This is a genomic window from Zoogloea sp. (genome assembly GCF_028693495.1).
GTDB lineage: Bacteria > Pseudomonadota > Gammaproteobacteria > Burkholderiales > Rhodocyclaceae > Zoogloea.
Genome location: NZ_JAQUVG010000085.1, coordinates 1 through 15,186 on the forward strand (window position 1 = coordinate 1; position 15,186 = coordinate 15,186).

Annotated in this window: 14 protein-coding genes and 1 pseudogene; 14 read left to right on the forward strand and 1 reads right to left on the reverse strand. The window is 57.7% G+C overall.

Going from position 1 to position 15,186, the window contains the following annotated elements; translation table 11 throughout:
• The 4 genes and pseudogenes from PHD22_RS13100 to PHD22_RS13115 all read left to right on the forward strand — a co-directional run.
• Positions 1 to 284 (forward strand): annotated as a pseudogene (locus tag PHD22_RS13100) (carbamoyl-phosphate synthase small subunit); the annotation flags it as partial.
• Positions 285 to 355: 71 nt separating this feature from the next.
• Positions 356 to 3,580, forward strand: coding sequence for a carbamoyl-phosphate synthase large subunit (gene carB, locus PHD22_RS13105; RefSeq protein WP_299867573.1), 3,225 nt, complete (start codon positions 356 to 358; stop codon positions 3,578 to 3,580).
• Positions 3,577 to 4,053: a transcription elongation factor GreA gene (greA, locus tag PHD22_RS13110; protein WP_299867576.1), complete on the forward strand. Its 477-nt coding sequence runs from the start codon at positions 3,577 to 3,579 to the stop codon at positions 4,051 to 4,053. Before carB ends, greA begins: the two co-directional genes overlap by 4 nt.
• 11 nt (positions 4,054 to 4,064) lie before the next feature.
• Positions 4,065 to 4,526 carry a DUF4149 domain-containing protein gene (locus PHD22_RS13115; RefSeq protein ID WP_299867579.1) on the forward strand — a complete coding sequence of 154 codons (462 nt, stop codon included), beginning with the start codon at positions 4,065 to 4,067 and terminating at the stop codon, positions 4,524 to 4,526.
• Positions 4,527 to 4,547: 21 nt separating this feature from the next.
• Here PHD22_RS13115 and yhbY read toward each other — a convergent pair whose 3' ends face one another.
• A complete protein-coding gene (gene yhbY / locus PHD22_RS13120; RefSeq protein ID WP_299867582.1) occupies positions 4,548 to 4,994 on the reverse strand; it encodes a ribosome assembly RNA-binding protein YhbY in 447 nt (148 codons plus the stop codon).
• A 38-nt stretch (positions 4,995 to 5,032) separates the two neighbouring features.
• On the opposite strand from yhbY, the gene PHD22_RS13125 reads away from it, so the two are divergent.
• The 10 genes from PHD22_RS13125 to secG all read left to right on the forward strand — a co-directional run.
• Positions 5,033 to 5,653 (forward strand): RlmE family RNA methyltransferase, encoded by a 621-nt coding sequence (locus PHD22_RS13125; RefSeq protein WP_299867585.1) that lies wholly within the window; start codon positions 5,033 to 5,035, stop codon positions 5,651 to 5,653.
• A 113-nt stretch (positions 5,654 to 5,766) separates the two neighbouring features.
• Complete coding sequence (gene ftsH, locus PHD22_RS13130) at positions 5,767 to 7,659, forward strand: ATP-dependent zinc metalloprotease FtsH (RefSeq protein ID WP_299867588.1); 1,893 nt, start codon at positions 5,767 to 5,769, stop codon at positions 7,657 to 7,659.
• A gap of 138 nt (positions 7,660 to 7,797) precedes the next feature.
• Positions 7,798 to 8,646 (forward strand): dihydropteroate synthase, encoded by an 849-nt coding sequence (folP, locus tag PHD22_RS13135; protein WP_299867591.1) that lies wholly within the window; start codon positions 7,798 to 7,800, stop codon positions 8,644 to 8,646.
• A 39-nt stretch (positions 8,647 to 8,685) separates the two neighbouring features.
• Positions 8,686 to 10,041, forward strand: coding sequence for a phosphoglucosamine mutase (glmM, locus tag PHD22_RS13140; RefSeq protein WP_299867594.1), 1,356 nt, complete (start codon positions 8,686 to 8,688; stop codon positions 10,039 to 10,041).
• A gap of 131 nt (positions 10,042 to 10,172) precedes the next feature.
• Positions 10,173 to 11,210 carry a phosphate ABC transporter substrate-binding protein PstS gene (pstS, locus tag PHD22_RS13145; RefSeq protein WP_299867596.1) on the forward strand — a complete coding sequence of 346 codons (1,038 nt, stop codon included), beginning with the start codon at positions 10,173 to 10,175 and terminating at the stop codon, positions 11,208 to 11,210.
• Between the two features lie 90 nt (positions 11,211 to 11,300).
• A complete protein-coding gene (gene pstC, locus PHD22_RS13150; RefSeq protein ID WP_299867599.1) occupies positions 11,301 to 12,341 on the forward strand; it encodes a phosphate ABC transporter permease subunit PstC in 1,041 nt (346 codons plus the stop codon).
• Positions 12,341 to 13,186: a phosphate ABC transporter permease PstA gene (pstA, locus tag PHD22_RS13155; protein ID WP_299867602.1), complete on the forward strand. Its 846-nt coding sequence runs from the start codon at positions 12,341 to 12,343 to the stop codon at positions 13,184 to 13,186. Before pstC ends, pstA begins: the two co-directional genes overlap by 1 nt.
• 39 nt (positions 13,187 to 13,225) lie before the next feature.
• Positions 13,226 to 14,032, forward strand: a complete 807-nt coding sequence (pstB, locus tag PHD22_RS13160; protein WP_299867611.1) for a phosphate ABC transporter ATP-binding protein PstB — start codon at positions 13,226 to 13,228, stop codon at positions 14,030 to 14,032.
• 106 nt (positions 14,033 to 14,138) lie between these two features.
• Complete coding sequence (gene tpiA, locus PHD22_RS13165) at positions 14,139 to 14,879, forward strand: triose-phosphate isomerase (RefSeq protein WP_299867605.1); 741 nt, start codon at positions 14,139 to 14,141, stop codon at positions 14,877 to 14,879.
• An 18-nt stretch (positions 14,880 to 14,897) separates the two neighbouring features.
• Positions 14,898 to 15,186, forward strand: a 289-nt coding sequence (gene secG / locus PHD22_RS13170; protein ID WP_299867608.1) for a preprotein translocase subunit SecG, incomplete at its 3' end; no start/stop codon positions are given.

Here is a 15,186-nt window from a genome sequence, read left to right on the forward strand (position 1 = left end):
AGATGAAGTTTGGTCACCACGGAGCCAACCATCCGGTCAAGGATCTGGAGTCGGGGCAGGTGCTGATTACCAGTCAAAACCACGGTTTTGCGGTGGACTCCACCACTTTGCCGGCCAATCTGAGGGTGACTCACGTGTCTCTCTTCGATGGGAGCCTGCAGGGTCTCGCCCGTACCGATGTGCCGGCTTTCTGTTTTCAGGGGCACCCGGAAGCCAGTCCCGGTCCCCACGACGTGGCCTATCTGTTCGACCGATTCATTGCGCTGATGGAGGCGAAGGGCTGAAGCTGATCGTCGCTCGGGCGCGCCAGGTCGCGCCTCTCTCCGTTCATCCGCTTTTTTGCCTCTGAAGAACCATGCCCAAACGTACAGACATCAAGACCATCCTCATCATTGGTGCAGGCCCGATCATCATCGGTCAGGCTTGTGAGTTCGACTACTCCGGCGCCCAGGCCTGCAAGGCCCTGCGCGAGGAAGGTTATAAGGTGGTGCTGGTTAACTCCAATCCGGCCACCATCATGACCGATCCGGAAACTGCTGATGTGACCTACATCGAGCCGATCACCTGGCAGGTGGTTGAGCGGATCATTGAGAAAGAGCGTCCGGATGCGGTGCTCCCCACGATGGGGGGGCAGACCGCCCTCAACTGCGCCCTTGACCTGGCCCGCAATGGTGTCCTCGCCAAGTATGGCGTAGAGCTCATCGGTGCCAAGGAAGAGGCCATCGACAAGGCTGAGGACCGTCTCAAATTCAAGGATGCGATGACCAAGATCGGGCTGGGCTCTGCCCGCTCCGGCATTGCCCATAGCATGGAAGAGGCGTTGCAGGTTCAGATCGAGATCGGCTTCCCCGTCATCATCCGTCCGTCCTTCACCCTGGGCGGTACCGGTGGTGGTATCGCCTACAACTCCGAAGAGTTTGCCGAAATCTGCAAGCGTGGTCTCGAGGCCTCACCGACCAATGAATTGTTGATTGAGGAGTCCTTGATTGGCTGGAAGGAGTACGAGATGGAAGTAGTCCGCGACAAGGCGGACAACTGCATCATCGTATGCTCCATCGAGAACCTGGATCCGATGGGGGTGCATACCGGCGATTCCATCACCGTTGCCCCGGCCCAGACCCTCACCGACAAGGAATATCAGATCCTCCGTAATGCCTCCATTGCGGTGCTTCGGGAAATCGGCGTGGATACCGGTGGTTCCAATGTTCAGTTTGCCATCAATCCGGCAGACGGCCGCATGATCGTCATCGAGATGAACCCGCGCGTCTCCCGCTCCTCTGCGCTGGCTTCCAAGGCCACCGGTTTCCCGATTGCCAAGGTGGCTGCCAAGCTGGCGGTGGGGTTCACCCTCGATGAGCTCAAGAATGACATTACCGGTGGTGCGACCCCGGCGTCCTTCGAGCCCTCCATTGACTATGTTGTTACCAAGATTCCCCGTTTTGCCTTCGAGAAATTCCCGTTGGCCAACGATCGGCTGACGACCCAGATGAAGTCTGTGGGTGAGGTCATGGCCATGGGCCGGACCTTCCAGGAGTCTTTTCAGAAAGCCTTGCGCGGTCTCGAGACCGGCGCTTATGGCCTGGATGAGGTGGAGGTTGATCACGACGATCTGGAGCGCGAATTGTCCGAGCCGGGCTCCCAGCGCATCTGGTATGTTGGCCAGGCCTTCCGCGAAGGCATGAGCCTGGAGCAGGTGCACGCCCTGACCCGTATCGATTACTGGTTCCTGGTTCAGATAGAGGACATCATCAAGACCGAGAAGTCCCTGATGGGTCGTTCCCTCAAGGGCATCAACGCTGCCGAGCTGCGTGAGCTGAAGCGCAAGGGCTTTGCTGACCGTCGTCTGGCCAAGCTGCTCAGCACCGATGAAACCTCCGTCCGTCTGCACCGTCATGCTGCTGGTGTGCGTCCGGTGTTCAAGCGTGTGGATACCTGCGCGGCCGAGTTCGCCACCTCCACGGCCTATCTCTATTCCTCTTACGAGGACGAATGCGAGGCCCTGCCCACCAGCAACAAGAAGATCATGGTGCTGGGCGGTGGCCCGAACCGGATCGGCCAGGGCATCGAGTTCGACTACTGCTGCGTGCATGCAGCCATGGCAATGCGCGAGGATGGCTATGAGACCATCATGGTCAACTGCAATCCGGAAACCGTCTCCACGGACTATGACACCTCTGATCGTCTCTACTTCGAGCCCCTGACCCTTGAGGACATCCTCGAGATCGTCGCGGTGGAGAAGCCTGTTGGTGTGATCGTCCAGTTCGGTGGCCAGACGCCCCTGAAGCGTGCCCGTGACCTGGAAGCCAATGGCGTACCCATCATCGGCACCAGTCCCGACATGATTGATGCGGCTGAAGATCGGGAGCGTTTCCAGAAGTTGCTCATGGATCTGGGGCTCAAGCAGCCACCCAACCGGACCGCCCGTACGCCGGAAGACGCTGTTCGCCTCGCTGCCGAGATCGGCTATCCGCTGGTGGTCCGTCCGTCCTATGTGCTGGGTGGTCGGGCCATGGAAATCGTCCATGAGCAGAAGGATCTGGAGCGCTACATGCGTGAGGCCGTCAAGGTCTCCAACGACTCGCCGGTACTCCTGGACCGCTTCCTCAACGACGCCACCGAAGTGGATGTGGATGCCCTGTCCGACGGCAAGCGCGTGATGATCGGCGGCATCATGGAACACATTGAGCAGGCCGGCGTGCACTCCGGTGACTCTGCCTGCTCATTGCCTCCCTATACCCTTTCCCAAAAGCTGCAGGACGAGTTGCGTCGTCAGACCGAGGCGATGGCCCGGGCACTCAATGTGTGTGGTCTGATGAACGTCCAGTTTGCCATTCAGGGCGAGGGCGATGATGCGGTGGTCTATGTTCTCGAGGTAAACCCCCGGGCTTCCCGCACCGTGCCTTTCGTGTCCAAGGCGAGCAGTCTGCCGCTGGCCAAGATTGCTGCCCGCTGCATGGCGGGCCGAAGCCTGGACGATCAGGGGATTGCGGGCGAGATCGTACCCCCTTATTACTCCGTCAAGGAGGCTGTCTTCCCGTTCGTCAAATTCCCGGGAGTGGATACCATCCTTGGGCCTGAGATGAAGTCCACTGGCGAGGTGATGGGGGTGGGTCGCACCTTTGCAGAGGCCTTTGTCAAGAGCCAGCTTGGCGCTGGCGTGCGCCTGCCGACCTCCGGCAAGGCCTTCATCAGTGTCAAGCACACGGACCGTGTCAAGGCAGTCGAGGTGGCGCGTGAATTGATTGATCTCGGTTTCTCCGTGGTGGCCACCCGTGGCACTGCGGCTGCCATTTCTGCAGCCGGATTGCCGGTGTCGGCGGTGAACAAGGTGAATGAAGGTCGCCCGCACATCGTGGACATGATCAAGAACAACGAGATCAGTCTGGTCATCAACACCGTCGAGGAAAAGCGTCAGGCCATCACCGACTCCCGCTCCATCCGTACCAGCGCGCTGGCTGCCAAGGTGACGATCTACACCACCATCGAGGGTGCGCGGGCAGCCTGCATGGGCATGCGCCATCTTGTGGGTCTCGAGGCTTACTCCCTGCAGGCCCTCCACGCGGAGTTGGCCAAGGCATGAACAAGGTACCGCTGACCGTTAATGGTGCAGAGAAGCTGAAGCAGGAACTGCACCGCCTGAAAACCGTGGATAGGCCTGGAGTGATCGCTGCAATTGCAGAGGCCCGGTCTCACGGTGATTTGTCGGAAAATGCCGAATATGATGCGGCCAAGGAACGCCAGGGCTTCATCGAAGGCCGCATCAGGGAGGTGGAGGGTAAGCTTTCCAATGCCCAGATCATTGATCCCAGGCTGCTGGATGCGGATGGACGCTGCGTGTTCGGTGCTACGGTTGAGATCGAGGACCTTGATACCGGGGATGTCCTTGTATATCAGATCGTGGGTGATGACGAGGCTGACATCAAGGATGGCAAGATCGCCATCAGCTCTCCCATTGCCAGGGCGCTCATTGGCAAGTTTGCCGGTGATGTGGCTGAGGTTCAGGCGCCGGGTGGTGTACGGGAATTCGAGTTGATTGACGTTCGCTACGCGTGATCGGACAGGCAATGCAGCGCTTTTACGACAGCGTCTACAGCATTTGCGTCACTTTCTGGGTTGGGGCTCTTTGGGCCATTGGCTATCTGGCAGCCCCGACCCTGTTTCGTGTCCTGGACGACCGGATTCTGGCCGGCCGTCTGGCTGGAGAGATGTTCTCCTGGGTGGCTTGGTTGGGTATGTCAGCAGCAGCTTATTTGCTGGTATTCCTCGCTTTGCGCAAGGAAAGCGCTGCCTTTAAAAGCAGCGTTTTCTGGTTGGTGCTGGTCATGCTTGTGCTGACCGCTGCCGGTCACTTCGGTATTCAGCCGATCATGGCCCAGTTGAAGATCGATTCCTTGCCCAGGGAAGTGATGGAAGGTGCCCTGCGGGACCGGTTCGTGGCCTGGCACGGCGTATCCAGCATCGTGTATTTGATTCAGAGCGTTCTTGGGTTGTTTCTGGTGGTCCTTCAAGGGCGCGGCCTGCGCTGAGTCAGGCCGTCATTGCCAGGGTCAGCGCTCGCCACGAGGCGTCTTGGACTGGGAAGGAAACCAGAAATTTTGTTTGGCGGTGCTTTTGTTTTTCAGGGAAGCGATGCCACGACGGGCTGAAAGTGCCTTGGCAGATTTTGCCTTCGAAGCCAGCTTCCGGGGCTTTTCAGGGGCTGTGGTCACAGCTTCTTCCCGCTCTTGCTTTTCCCTCCAGATCACCAGGGTCTTGCCGATATGCTGGACAGAAGCTGCTCCGAGCTCGCGACAGACCGTCTCCATGATCGAATCCCGCTGGCTGCGGTCTTCACCGTAAATACGAATCTTGATGAGTTCGTGGGCCTGGAGGGCGTGGTCGATTTCCTTCAGTACGGCCGGAGTCAGACCGTTGCCGGCGACACTGACCACCGGATGAAGGTGGTGGGCTTTCGCACGGAGTTCCCGGCGTTGGGTCGGGGTGAGTTCGATCATTTTGCAACTCATTGAAAAAAGGGCGTAATTGTACCGCGATGAAGCGTACCAAGACTAGCAAATCCTGGATGACGGAGCATGTCAACGACCCGTTTGTGCAGAGGGCGAAAACGGAGGGCTGGCGTGCGCGTGCCGCTTTCAAGTTGATGGAGATCGATGACAAGGACAAACTCATCCGCCAGGGGAGTGTGGTCGTGGACCTGGGTGCTGCGCCTGGTTCCTGGAGCCAGGTCGCCATCAAGCGGGTGGGGCAGGGCGGCCGGGTTCTTGCCATGGATCTTCTGCCCATCGAGCCGATTCCCGGGGTGGAGTTCATGCAGGGGGATTTCCACGATGAGATGTTCGTGGCCCGGTTCGAGGCACTCCTCGGGGATCGGCAGGTGGACCTGGTGATGTCGGATATCGCGCCGAATATCTCCGGCATCCCGACCAGTGATCAGGCTCGTTCCATCCACCTGGCAGAACTGGCCCTGGAGTTCGCTGGAGACCATCTGGGGCCCCACGGTAAGTTTCTGGTCAAGGTGTTCCAGGGGCAGGGCTTTGAGGAGTTTCGTCGTGCAATGGAGCGTGTGTTTCGTCAGGTTATCGTACGCAAACCGGAGGCTTCCCGTGGAAGAAGTTCAGAGGTCTACCTGCTGGGTTCGGGCAGGCGGGGCTGAGGACTCTTGAATTGGTAATTTCTATGACCATCATCATTTGATCCAGCGAACGATCAGACTTAGAATCAGTCAATCATGCTGTGTAGCCCCTGCCGGGCTTTCAAGGAATCGTTTTGAACAATCTTTTCAAGAATCTCGCGATCTGGCTGGTAATTGGGGTCGTCCTGATGACCGTCTTCAACCAGTTCAATAGTCGTCAGGCTGCACAGAGTTCGGTGGAGTACTCCCAGTTCATGGACGACGCCAAGCAGGGCAAGATCGCCAAGGCGGTGGTGGATGGCCGTACGGTCCGGGCAACTACCCAGGACGGCAGGCAGGTCACCGTCTACACTCCTGGTGTGCAGGACATCTGGATGGTCGGTGATCTCATGCGCTATGGCGTCAAGGTCACTGCGGCCAAGCCTGAGGAAGAGCAGTCCTTCCTCATGAACATTTTTGTTTCGTGGTTCCCGATGATCCTGCTGATCGGCGTCTGGGTCTTCTTCATGCGTCAGATGCAGGGCGGAGGGCGTGGCGGCGCTTTCTCGTTTGGCAAATCAAAGGCCAAGATGCTTGATGAAACAGCCAATACCATCACGTTTGCTGATGTGGCAGGCTGTGATGAGGCCAAGGAGGAGGTCGCGGAACTGGTGGAGTTTCTGCGTGATCCGTCCAAATTCCAGAAGTTGGGGGGGCACATTCCCAAGGGCGTCCTGATGGTCGGGTCTCCGGGAACCGGCAAGACACTGCTGGCCAAGGCTATCGCAGGGGAGGCCAAGGTTCCGTTTTTCTCGATTTCCGGCTCCGACTTTGTCGAGATGTTTGTTGGCGTGGGCGCAGCCCGTGTGCGGGACATGTTCGAGCAGGCCAAGAAACAGGCTCCCTGCATCATTTTCATTGACGAAATCGACGCGGTTGGCAGGCAGCGGGGGGCTGGACTGGGGGGGGGGAATGACGAACGCGAACAGACCCTGAACCAGTTGCTGGTCGAAATGGATGGATTTGAAGGTGTCTCCGGTGTCATCGTGATTGCTGCGACCAACCGACCTGATGTGCTTGATCCTGCGCTGTTGCGTCCTGGTCGTTTTGATCGGCAGGTGGTGGTACCGCTGCCGGATATTCGCGGTCGCGAGCAGATCCTGAGAGTCCACATGCGCAAGGTACCCATCGCCCCAGATGTGGATGCACTGATACTGGCTCGTGGTTGCCCGGGGTTTGCGGGTGCCGACCTGGCCAATCTGGTGAACGAGGCTGCGCTCTTTGCCGCCCGTGGCAACAAGCGTCTGGTGGATATGGATGACTTCGAGCGCGCCAAGGACAAGATCATGATGGGCGCCGAGCGTCGTTCCATGGTCATGCCTGAAGAGGAGCGCCGTAATACGGCATATCACGAATCAGGCCATGCAATTGTTGCCAAATGCCTGGACAAGACAGATCCCGTACACAAGGTCACCATCATCCCGCGCGGACGGGCCCTCGGTGTGACGATGCAGTTGCCGGAACAGGATCGTTACAGCCAGGATCGCGAACGACTCCTGCAAACGATTGCTGTATTGTTTGGCGGCCGGATCGCAGAAGAGCTGTTCATGAATCAGATGACGACCGGCGCTTCCAACGATTTTCAGCGAGCTACGGACCTGGCTCGGCGGATGGTGACCCAGTGGGGGATGTCGGACAATCTGGGGCCGATGGTGTACGGCGAGGAAGAGGGCGAAGTCTTCCTGGGACGGTCGGTGACAACCCACAAGAACATGTCTGAAGCAACCATGCAGAAGGTGGATACCGAGATCCGCCGCATTCTGGATCAGCAGTATGCGCTGGCGCGTAGCCTGCTTGAGGCGAATCGGGATAAGGTTGAGGCAATGACGGCGGCTCTCCTCGAGATCGAGACCATTGACGCGGATCAGATCAACGACATCATGGCTGGCAAGCCTCCGCGTGCCCCCAAGCCTGCTTCAAGCGTTGCACGTCGGTCTGGGGATGATTCCCCGGGCGCAGCTCCTGCGGCTCCAGCGCCCGCATCCTGATTCTGGAATTTAAATACCCACCTGAAGGGCCGGTCTGATCCGGCCCTTTCTCGTTGTGCCCTGTTGGTTTCACCTCGAGACCATGAAACTCCGTTTTGGCGGGGGGGGGCTGGTTTCGATTTGGGGAGTTGTCATTCGATGAATTCGTTTCTCTCGTGCGGACGTTTCGAGCTGGACCTTTCCCGGCCGAGGATCATGGCCATAGTCAACGTTACTCCGGACTCCTTTTCTGGGGATGGGCATCAGGGGGTTGGGCAGGCGTTGCGTGCAGCTGAGCAGGCAGTAGGGGAGGGGGCAGAATTACTGGATATCGGGGGTGAGTCCACGCGACCCGGCTCACAGGCCGTTACCGCTCAGGAGGAACTGGATCGTGTCATGCCTGTGGTGGAGGCCTTGGCGCAACTGGGGGTTCCATTATCTGTCGATACAGTCAAGCCGGTGGTGATGGCGGAGGCTCTTCGGTATGGTGCCGACCTGATCAACGATATCGCTGGCTTTCGTGTTCCTGGTGCCATCGAAGCTGTTGCCAGCAGCCGGGCCGCTCTCTGTGTGATGCATATGCAGGGGGAGCCCCGGACAATGCAGGTGGCACCAAGTTATGCAAATGTGACCGATGACGTGGCGGCGTTTCTTGAAAGCCGAGTTGCGGAGCTTCGGGGGGCGGGAGTAGACGCTTCCCGTATCCTGCTGGATCCGGGCTTCGGTTTTGGCAAGACTGTGACTCACAACCTGACACTGCTGGTGTCCCTGAAGCGCTTTCTTGCCAGTGGTTATCCACTGTTGGTGGGCATGTCCCGCAAGTCCATGCTCGGGTCCATTACCGATCGGCCGGTCGATGGGCGGTTGGTAGCGGGGTCGGTTGCGGCATTTGCTGCCATTGAGGAAGGCGCTCGAATCATTCGTACTCATGACGTTGGAGCAAGCCGTGATGTGATTAGGATGTGGCTTGCCATTGAGGAGGCGCGCTTAGCAACTCGCCACAATTGATGCTATGTTCCCGAGCCTGACTGTCTGATGGAGGGAAAAATGTCGCGTCGGTATTTTGGTACGGATGGAGTGCGTGGTTGTGTTGGCAAGGCACCGATCACCCCGGATTTCTGCATGCGATTGGGGTATGCAGCAGGCAAGACGCTGGTTGCTCGTGAAAATCTGCGTCCGGGGGAGCATCCTGCAGTCATTATTGGTAAGGACACCCGAATTTCTGGATACATGCTGGAGTCAGCGCTGGAGGCTGGATTTTCAGCTGCCGGTGTAGACGTGTATCTGGCCGGACCGTTGCCTACGCCTGCCATCGCCTACATGACCCGGGCGCTGCGACTTCAGGTGGGTGTCGTGATTTCCGCCTCTCATAACCCTTTTGAAGATAACGGGATCAAGTTCTTTTCGGCTGCAGGAACCAAGCTCCCTGATGCAGTGGAGCTTGAAATCGAGGCTCGGTTGGATGAGCCGATGGGCTGCGAGGCGTCTGCAAGTCTGGGCAAGGCCAAGCGTATCGATGATGCGAGGGGTCGTTATGTGGAGTTTTGCAAGAGCACATTCCCCAATGAATTTGATCTTCGCAGCATGAAGATCGCGCTGGATTGTGCTCATGGTGCGGCTTACATGGTAGCCCCCAAGGTATTTCATGAACTGGGCGCCGACCTGGTGGTTGTGGGTGCCGAGCCGAATGGCATGAACATCAATGACAAGGTCGGTGCGACGGCGCCTTCCAGTATTCGGGACGCCGTGCTGGCGAGTGGTGCTGATCTGGGGATTTCGCTGGATGGCGATGGCGACCGGATCGTGATGGTGGACGCTGAGGGAGCGATCTATGATGGTGACAAGCTCCTTTATGTGATTGCCAAGGCATCCTGCTTGAGTGGTCAGCCTGTCAGTGGCGTTGTTGGTACCTTGATGAGCAATCTTGGTTTTGAACATGCGCTTGCTCGTCTGGGCATTCCGTTTGCCCGTGCCAAGGTGGGGGATCGTTATGTGCTCGAGATGCTCCACGAGCGTGGCTGGAAACTGGGGGGAGAGAACTCAGGTCACATCATTTGCCTCGACTGGCACACAACGGGGGATGGCATCATTGCCGGGTTGCAGGTTTTAGCCGCCCTTGGCAGGCAGGGTGTGAGCCTGAAGGAGATGTGTGAGGATCTGGTGTTCTATCCCCAGAAACTGATCAATGTCAGGGTACAGCCTGGGTTCAACTGGACGGGCAGTCCTGTCATCGAGGCTGCAGTCAGGGCTGCGGAAGCCGATCTTGGCGATACTGGTCGGGTACTGCTGCGTCCCTCGGGTACAGAGCCATTGCTGAGGGTGATGGTGGAGGGACGGCATGAAGAGCAGGTCCTGCGTCTTGCCCAATCCCTTGCAGAAGTGGTGAAAGCGGCGGCCGCCTGATTGTGATGCACTGCAAGATGTAACATTATTGAAATTTTCCCCTCGTACAATCAAACCCGGTCTGAAGTCAAAGCACTGGCCTTTGCCGGGTTTTTCGCCTCTCGGGCATCCACTTTACGATGGAGAATTTCATGCAAGGTTTCATTCGCGCCTGTTCGCTTGTTGTTGCCCTGGGTGGCGCTGCTGTTGCACAAGCCGCAGATATCACTGGTGCCGGTGCCACTTTTCCCTACCCGATTTATTCCAAGTGGGCTGAGGAATACAAGGCCAAGACAGGAGTGGGCCTGAATTACCAGTCCATTGGTTCTGGCGGTGGCATCAAGCAGATCAAGGCCAAGACCGTTGATTTCGGTGCGTCCGACATGCCCCTCAAGCCTGAGGATCTGGACAAGGATGGCTTGGTGCAGTTTCCTGCAGTGATCGGTGGCGTTGTTCCGGTGGTGAACCTGGAAGGGGTTGCTCCGGGGCAGATGAAGCTTACCGGTGAGGTGCTGGCCAACATCTTCCTGGGCAAGATCAAGAAATGGAACGATCCGGCTCTGGTTGCCCTGAATGCTGGTGTCAAGCTGCCCGATGAGAACATCACAGTCGTTCGTCGTGCAGATGGCTCGGGTACCACTTTCCTGTTCACCAATTACCTCTCCAAGGTAAATGTGGAGTGGAAGGACAAGGTTGGTGCAGGTACTGCTGTTCAGTGGCCGGAAGGTGTTGGCGGCAAGGGTAACGAAGGTGTTGCCTCCTACGTCCAGCGCATCAAGGGCGGCATCGGCTATGTGGAGTATGCCTATGCCAAGAAGAACAAGATGATCCACCTGGCCATGAAGAACAAGGCGGGTGAGTTTGTTCAGCCTGACGATCTGACTTTCCAGGCTGCGGCAGCCTTTGCAGACTGGGCCAAGGCTCCTGGCTTTGGCGAAATCCTGACCGAGCAGCCGGGTAAGACCAGCTGGCCGATTACGGGTGCCAGCTTCATCCTGATGCACAAGGTCCAGGCTGACCCGGCCAAGGCTCAGGAGGTTGTGAAGTTCTTTGACTGGGCTTTCAAGAATGGTCAGAAATCGGCCTCTGATCTGGACTATGTGCCCCTGCCTGCCTCGCTGGTCAAGCAGATCGATACCGCGCTGCGTTCTTCCCTGAAGGATGCTTCCGGTGGTGCTGTCCTGAAGTAAGCTTCCGGATTCAAGTCGGGATGAAAGGGCGGCATGTGCTGTGCTTTCATCCTGTTTTTGTTTGTTAGCTTAACTGATCGGTGAGCCGTAATGTCTTCCCAAAGCTCTGTTCTCGGTTCGGGGGCGTCGCCGGAGTGTGCGACTGCCGGACTTGCTGCGAGCAGCATCAAACAGCCTGAGCCGCCTCGGGACCGCATGCGTATCCAGCGCATTCAGGATGCGATCTTCCACCAGGTAACTCGTTTTTTTGCCTTTTCCGTGCTGGCCATCATGGCTGCGATCATGGGGTCGCTGCTTTACGGAGCCTGGCCTGCCTTGCAGGAGTTTGGTGCTGGTTTTCCTTTCAGTGCTGAGTGGAATCCGGTTGCCGACAGGTTTGGTGGACTGATTTCCATCTACGGCACCTTGGCAACGTCCGTCATCGCCCTGGTGGTAGCGATTCCGGTCAGCTTCGGCATTGCGATTTTCCTGACCGAACTCTGTCCCCCCAAGCTGCGTGGGGCGCTGGGGATAGCGGTCGAACTGCTGGCAGCAGTTCCCAGTATCATCTATGGAATGTGGGGTTTGTTTGTTTTTGCTCCCCTCTTTGCGGACTACGTGCAGCCCGTGTTGGCAGCAACCCTGGGCAACGTGCCCCTGGTGGGCAACCTCTTTCAGGGACCGCAGAATGGCATTGGCATTCTTTCGGCGGGGCTGATTCTCTCCGTCATGGTCATACCCTTCATTGCATCGGTGATGCGAGATGTATTTGAAGTCGTGCCGGGCATCCTGAAGGAGTCTGCCTATGGTCTTGGCGCCACGACCTGGGAGGTTGTCTGGAACATCGTGCTGCCCTATACCCGTGTTGGCGTGATTGGTGGCGTGATGCTGGGCCTTGGACGGGCTTTGGGTGAGACCATGGCAGTGACCTTCGTCATTGGCAATGCTCACCGGATCAGTCCTTCGCTCTTCGATGCCGGTAACAGCATTGCCTCCACCTTGGCCAATGAGTTTGCCGAGGCGGCCTCCGATCTGCATGTTTCCTCGCTGATCGCTCTTGGCCTGATCCTCTTCTTCGTAACCTTTATTGTGTTGTCCCTGTCAAAACTGTTGCTGATGCGTCTCGGCCGCATGGAAGGGGAGAAGACCTGATGAGCAATTCTGCAGCCCTTTACGCCAAGCGTGTCCGCACCAATCGCCTGGCACTTTTCCTGTCCCTCGTGGCCATGGGAGTCGGCATGGCCTTCCTTGCCTGGATCCTGATCGTGCTGTTGATCAAGGGTTTCGGGGCGCTGAGCATTTCCCTTTTCACGATGTCCACACCGGCACCGGGCTCTGATGGTGGTCTTTACAATGCCATCCTTGGCAGTGCAATGATGGTCGGAGCGTCTACCTTCATTGCAACCCCGATCGGCATCCTGGCAGGTATTTATCTGTCCGAGTATGGTCGTTCCGGCTGGCTTGCGCCTGCCACCCGCTTCATCAACGACATCCTGTTGTCGGCGCCATCCATCGTGATCGGTGTCTTCATCTATGCCATGTATGTAGCGCAGGTTCAGCATTTTTCGGGTTGGGCGGGCTCCCTGGCATTGACCCTGATTGCGATCCCGGTGGTTGTGCGGACAACCGAAAACATGCTCAACCTTGTTCCGGGCAGCCTGCGTGAGGCTGCTGCCGCCCTCGGGGCTCCCCGCTGGAAGATTGTTATCAGCGTGGTCCTGCGTGCGGCCAAGGCGGGTGTTCTTACCGGGATCCTGCTGGCAGTGGCCCGGGTGAGTGGTGAGACGGCTCCCTTGCTGTTCACGGCGCTCAACAATCAATTTACCAGTTACGACATGAACGCGCCCATGGCCAACCTGCCCGTGGTCATCTTCCAGTTTGCGATGAGTCCTTATGAAAACTGGAACTCTCTGGCGTGGGGTGGTGCGATCATCATCACGTTTGGCGTGCTCTGCCTGAACATCCTCGTGCGTATCATGTTCCGTAAAAAGATTTAGGAATCCATCATGCAAACCAACGTAACGACCAAGCGTGATATGACGTTCTCGCAGCTTCGCGGCGATTCGACCCAGGTTGACCACTCGGAACTGCGCACGAAGATCCAGATCCGCAACCTGGATTTTTACTACGGATCCTTCCAGGGGTTGAAGAAGATCAACCTGGATATTCGAGAAGGGATGGTCACCGCCTTCATTGGTCCGTCGGGTTGTGGCAAATCCACCTTGCTGCGCACTCTCAACCGGATGTATGACCTGTACCCGGGGCAGCGGGCCACGGGTGAGATCCTGCTCAATGGTCATAACATGCTTGACCAGGGGCAGGATGTGAATGCCCTGCGTGCGAAGGTGGGGATGGTTTTCCAGAAGCCGACGCCTTTTCCCATGTCCATTTACGAGAACATCGCGTTTGGCGTCCGTCTGTACGACAGTCTTTCCCGTGCGGACATGGATAACCGGGTCGAATGGGCATTGCGCAAGGCGGCCCTGTGGGATGAGGTCAAGGACAAGCTGAATCAGAGCGGTCTGTCCTTGTCCGGTGGCCAGCAACAGCGCCTCTGCATTGCCCGTGGTGTTGCAGTCAAGCCGGAAGTGCTGCTGCTTGATGAGCCTACCTCCGCACTTGATCCCATTTCCACGGCAAAGGTCGAGGAGCTCGTTCATGAGCTCAAGAGCGAGTACACCATCGCCATCGTGACCCATAACATGCAGCAGGCTGCGCGGGTTTCCGACTACACGGCCTACATGTATCTGGGCGAGCTGGTTGAGTTCGGGCTCACCGATGAGATCTTCATCAAGCCCAAGCGCAAGGAAACCGAGGACTACATTACCGGGCGTTTCGGCTGATTGATACGGCTGCGGTAACAAGAGGAGGGTCGGCTGCGCCGGCCCTTTTTTTGACCTTCATTCCCGGGAAGGATAGAATTAAAGGATTTGGCTCTGGTGTTCCAAGGTGCGAAAGAAACTTGTAGTCGGCAACTGGAAGATGAATGGGGATCTGGCGCGCAACGCGGCATTGCTGGAGGGTGTCTGCGCTGCCTCCGGCCAGGATGTCGAAATTGTGGTCTGTCCTCCCTTTCCTTATCTGGCTCAGGCGCATGAAAGGCTTGTCCAGTCTGGAGTGCTGCTGGGGGCTCAGAACGTCGCGGCTTTTGCAGATGGGGCTTTTACGGGGGAAACCTCCGCCGCAATGCTCAAGGATCTGGGGTGTAGCTGGGTCATCGTCGGGCATTCAGAGCGCAGGGCGCTTTTTGGTGAGTCGAACGAAGTCGTGGCGAGCAAGCTGCATCGCGTGACTGAGGCGGGGCTTTGTCCGATTCTGTGCGTGGGAGAAACCCTTGAGCAGCGGGAGTCCGGGCGGGCGGAGGAGGTTGTTGCTTCTCAGCTTGCAGGTGGGCTGGCGGATATGGGTAGCTCCCGCTGCGTGCTGGCCTATGAGCCTGTCTGGGCCATCGGTACGGGTCGCACGGCAACGCCAGTTCAGGCTCAGGGGATGCACGAGTTCATCCGTGAGTGCGTTCGGAGGCGGGGTCTCGATGGTGAGTCAGTGCGTATTCTTTATGGCGGCAGTGTCAATCCGGCCAACGCAGCAGAGTTGTTTGCGTGTCCGGATATCGATGGTGCGCTGGTGGGTGGGGCCTCCCTTGAGGCGAATGGATTTTTGGCGATTTGTGCAGCTGCGGCTGCTTCCTGACGGATTTTGGAGAGTGTGATGGGTGGTGTGGTTTTTTCCATTGTTTTGACGGTGCATATCCTGGCAGGACTCGGGGTGATTGGCCTTGTGCTCATGCAGCATGGCAAGGGCGCCGACATGGGGGCTGCTTTCGGAAGTGGTGCTTCCGGGAGTCTGTTTGGATCGTCTGGTTCGGCAAATTTCCTGAGTCGGACTACGGCAGCCCTGGCTGCGGTGTTCTTTCTGACCAGTCTTGGGCTGAGCTATTTGGCGGGTTATAAATCTCCGACGGGCTCCAGTGTGATGGATGGTGCAGTTCCTATTCCTG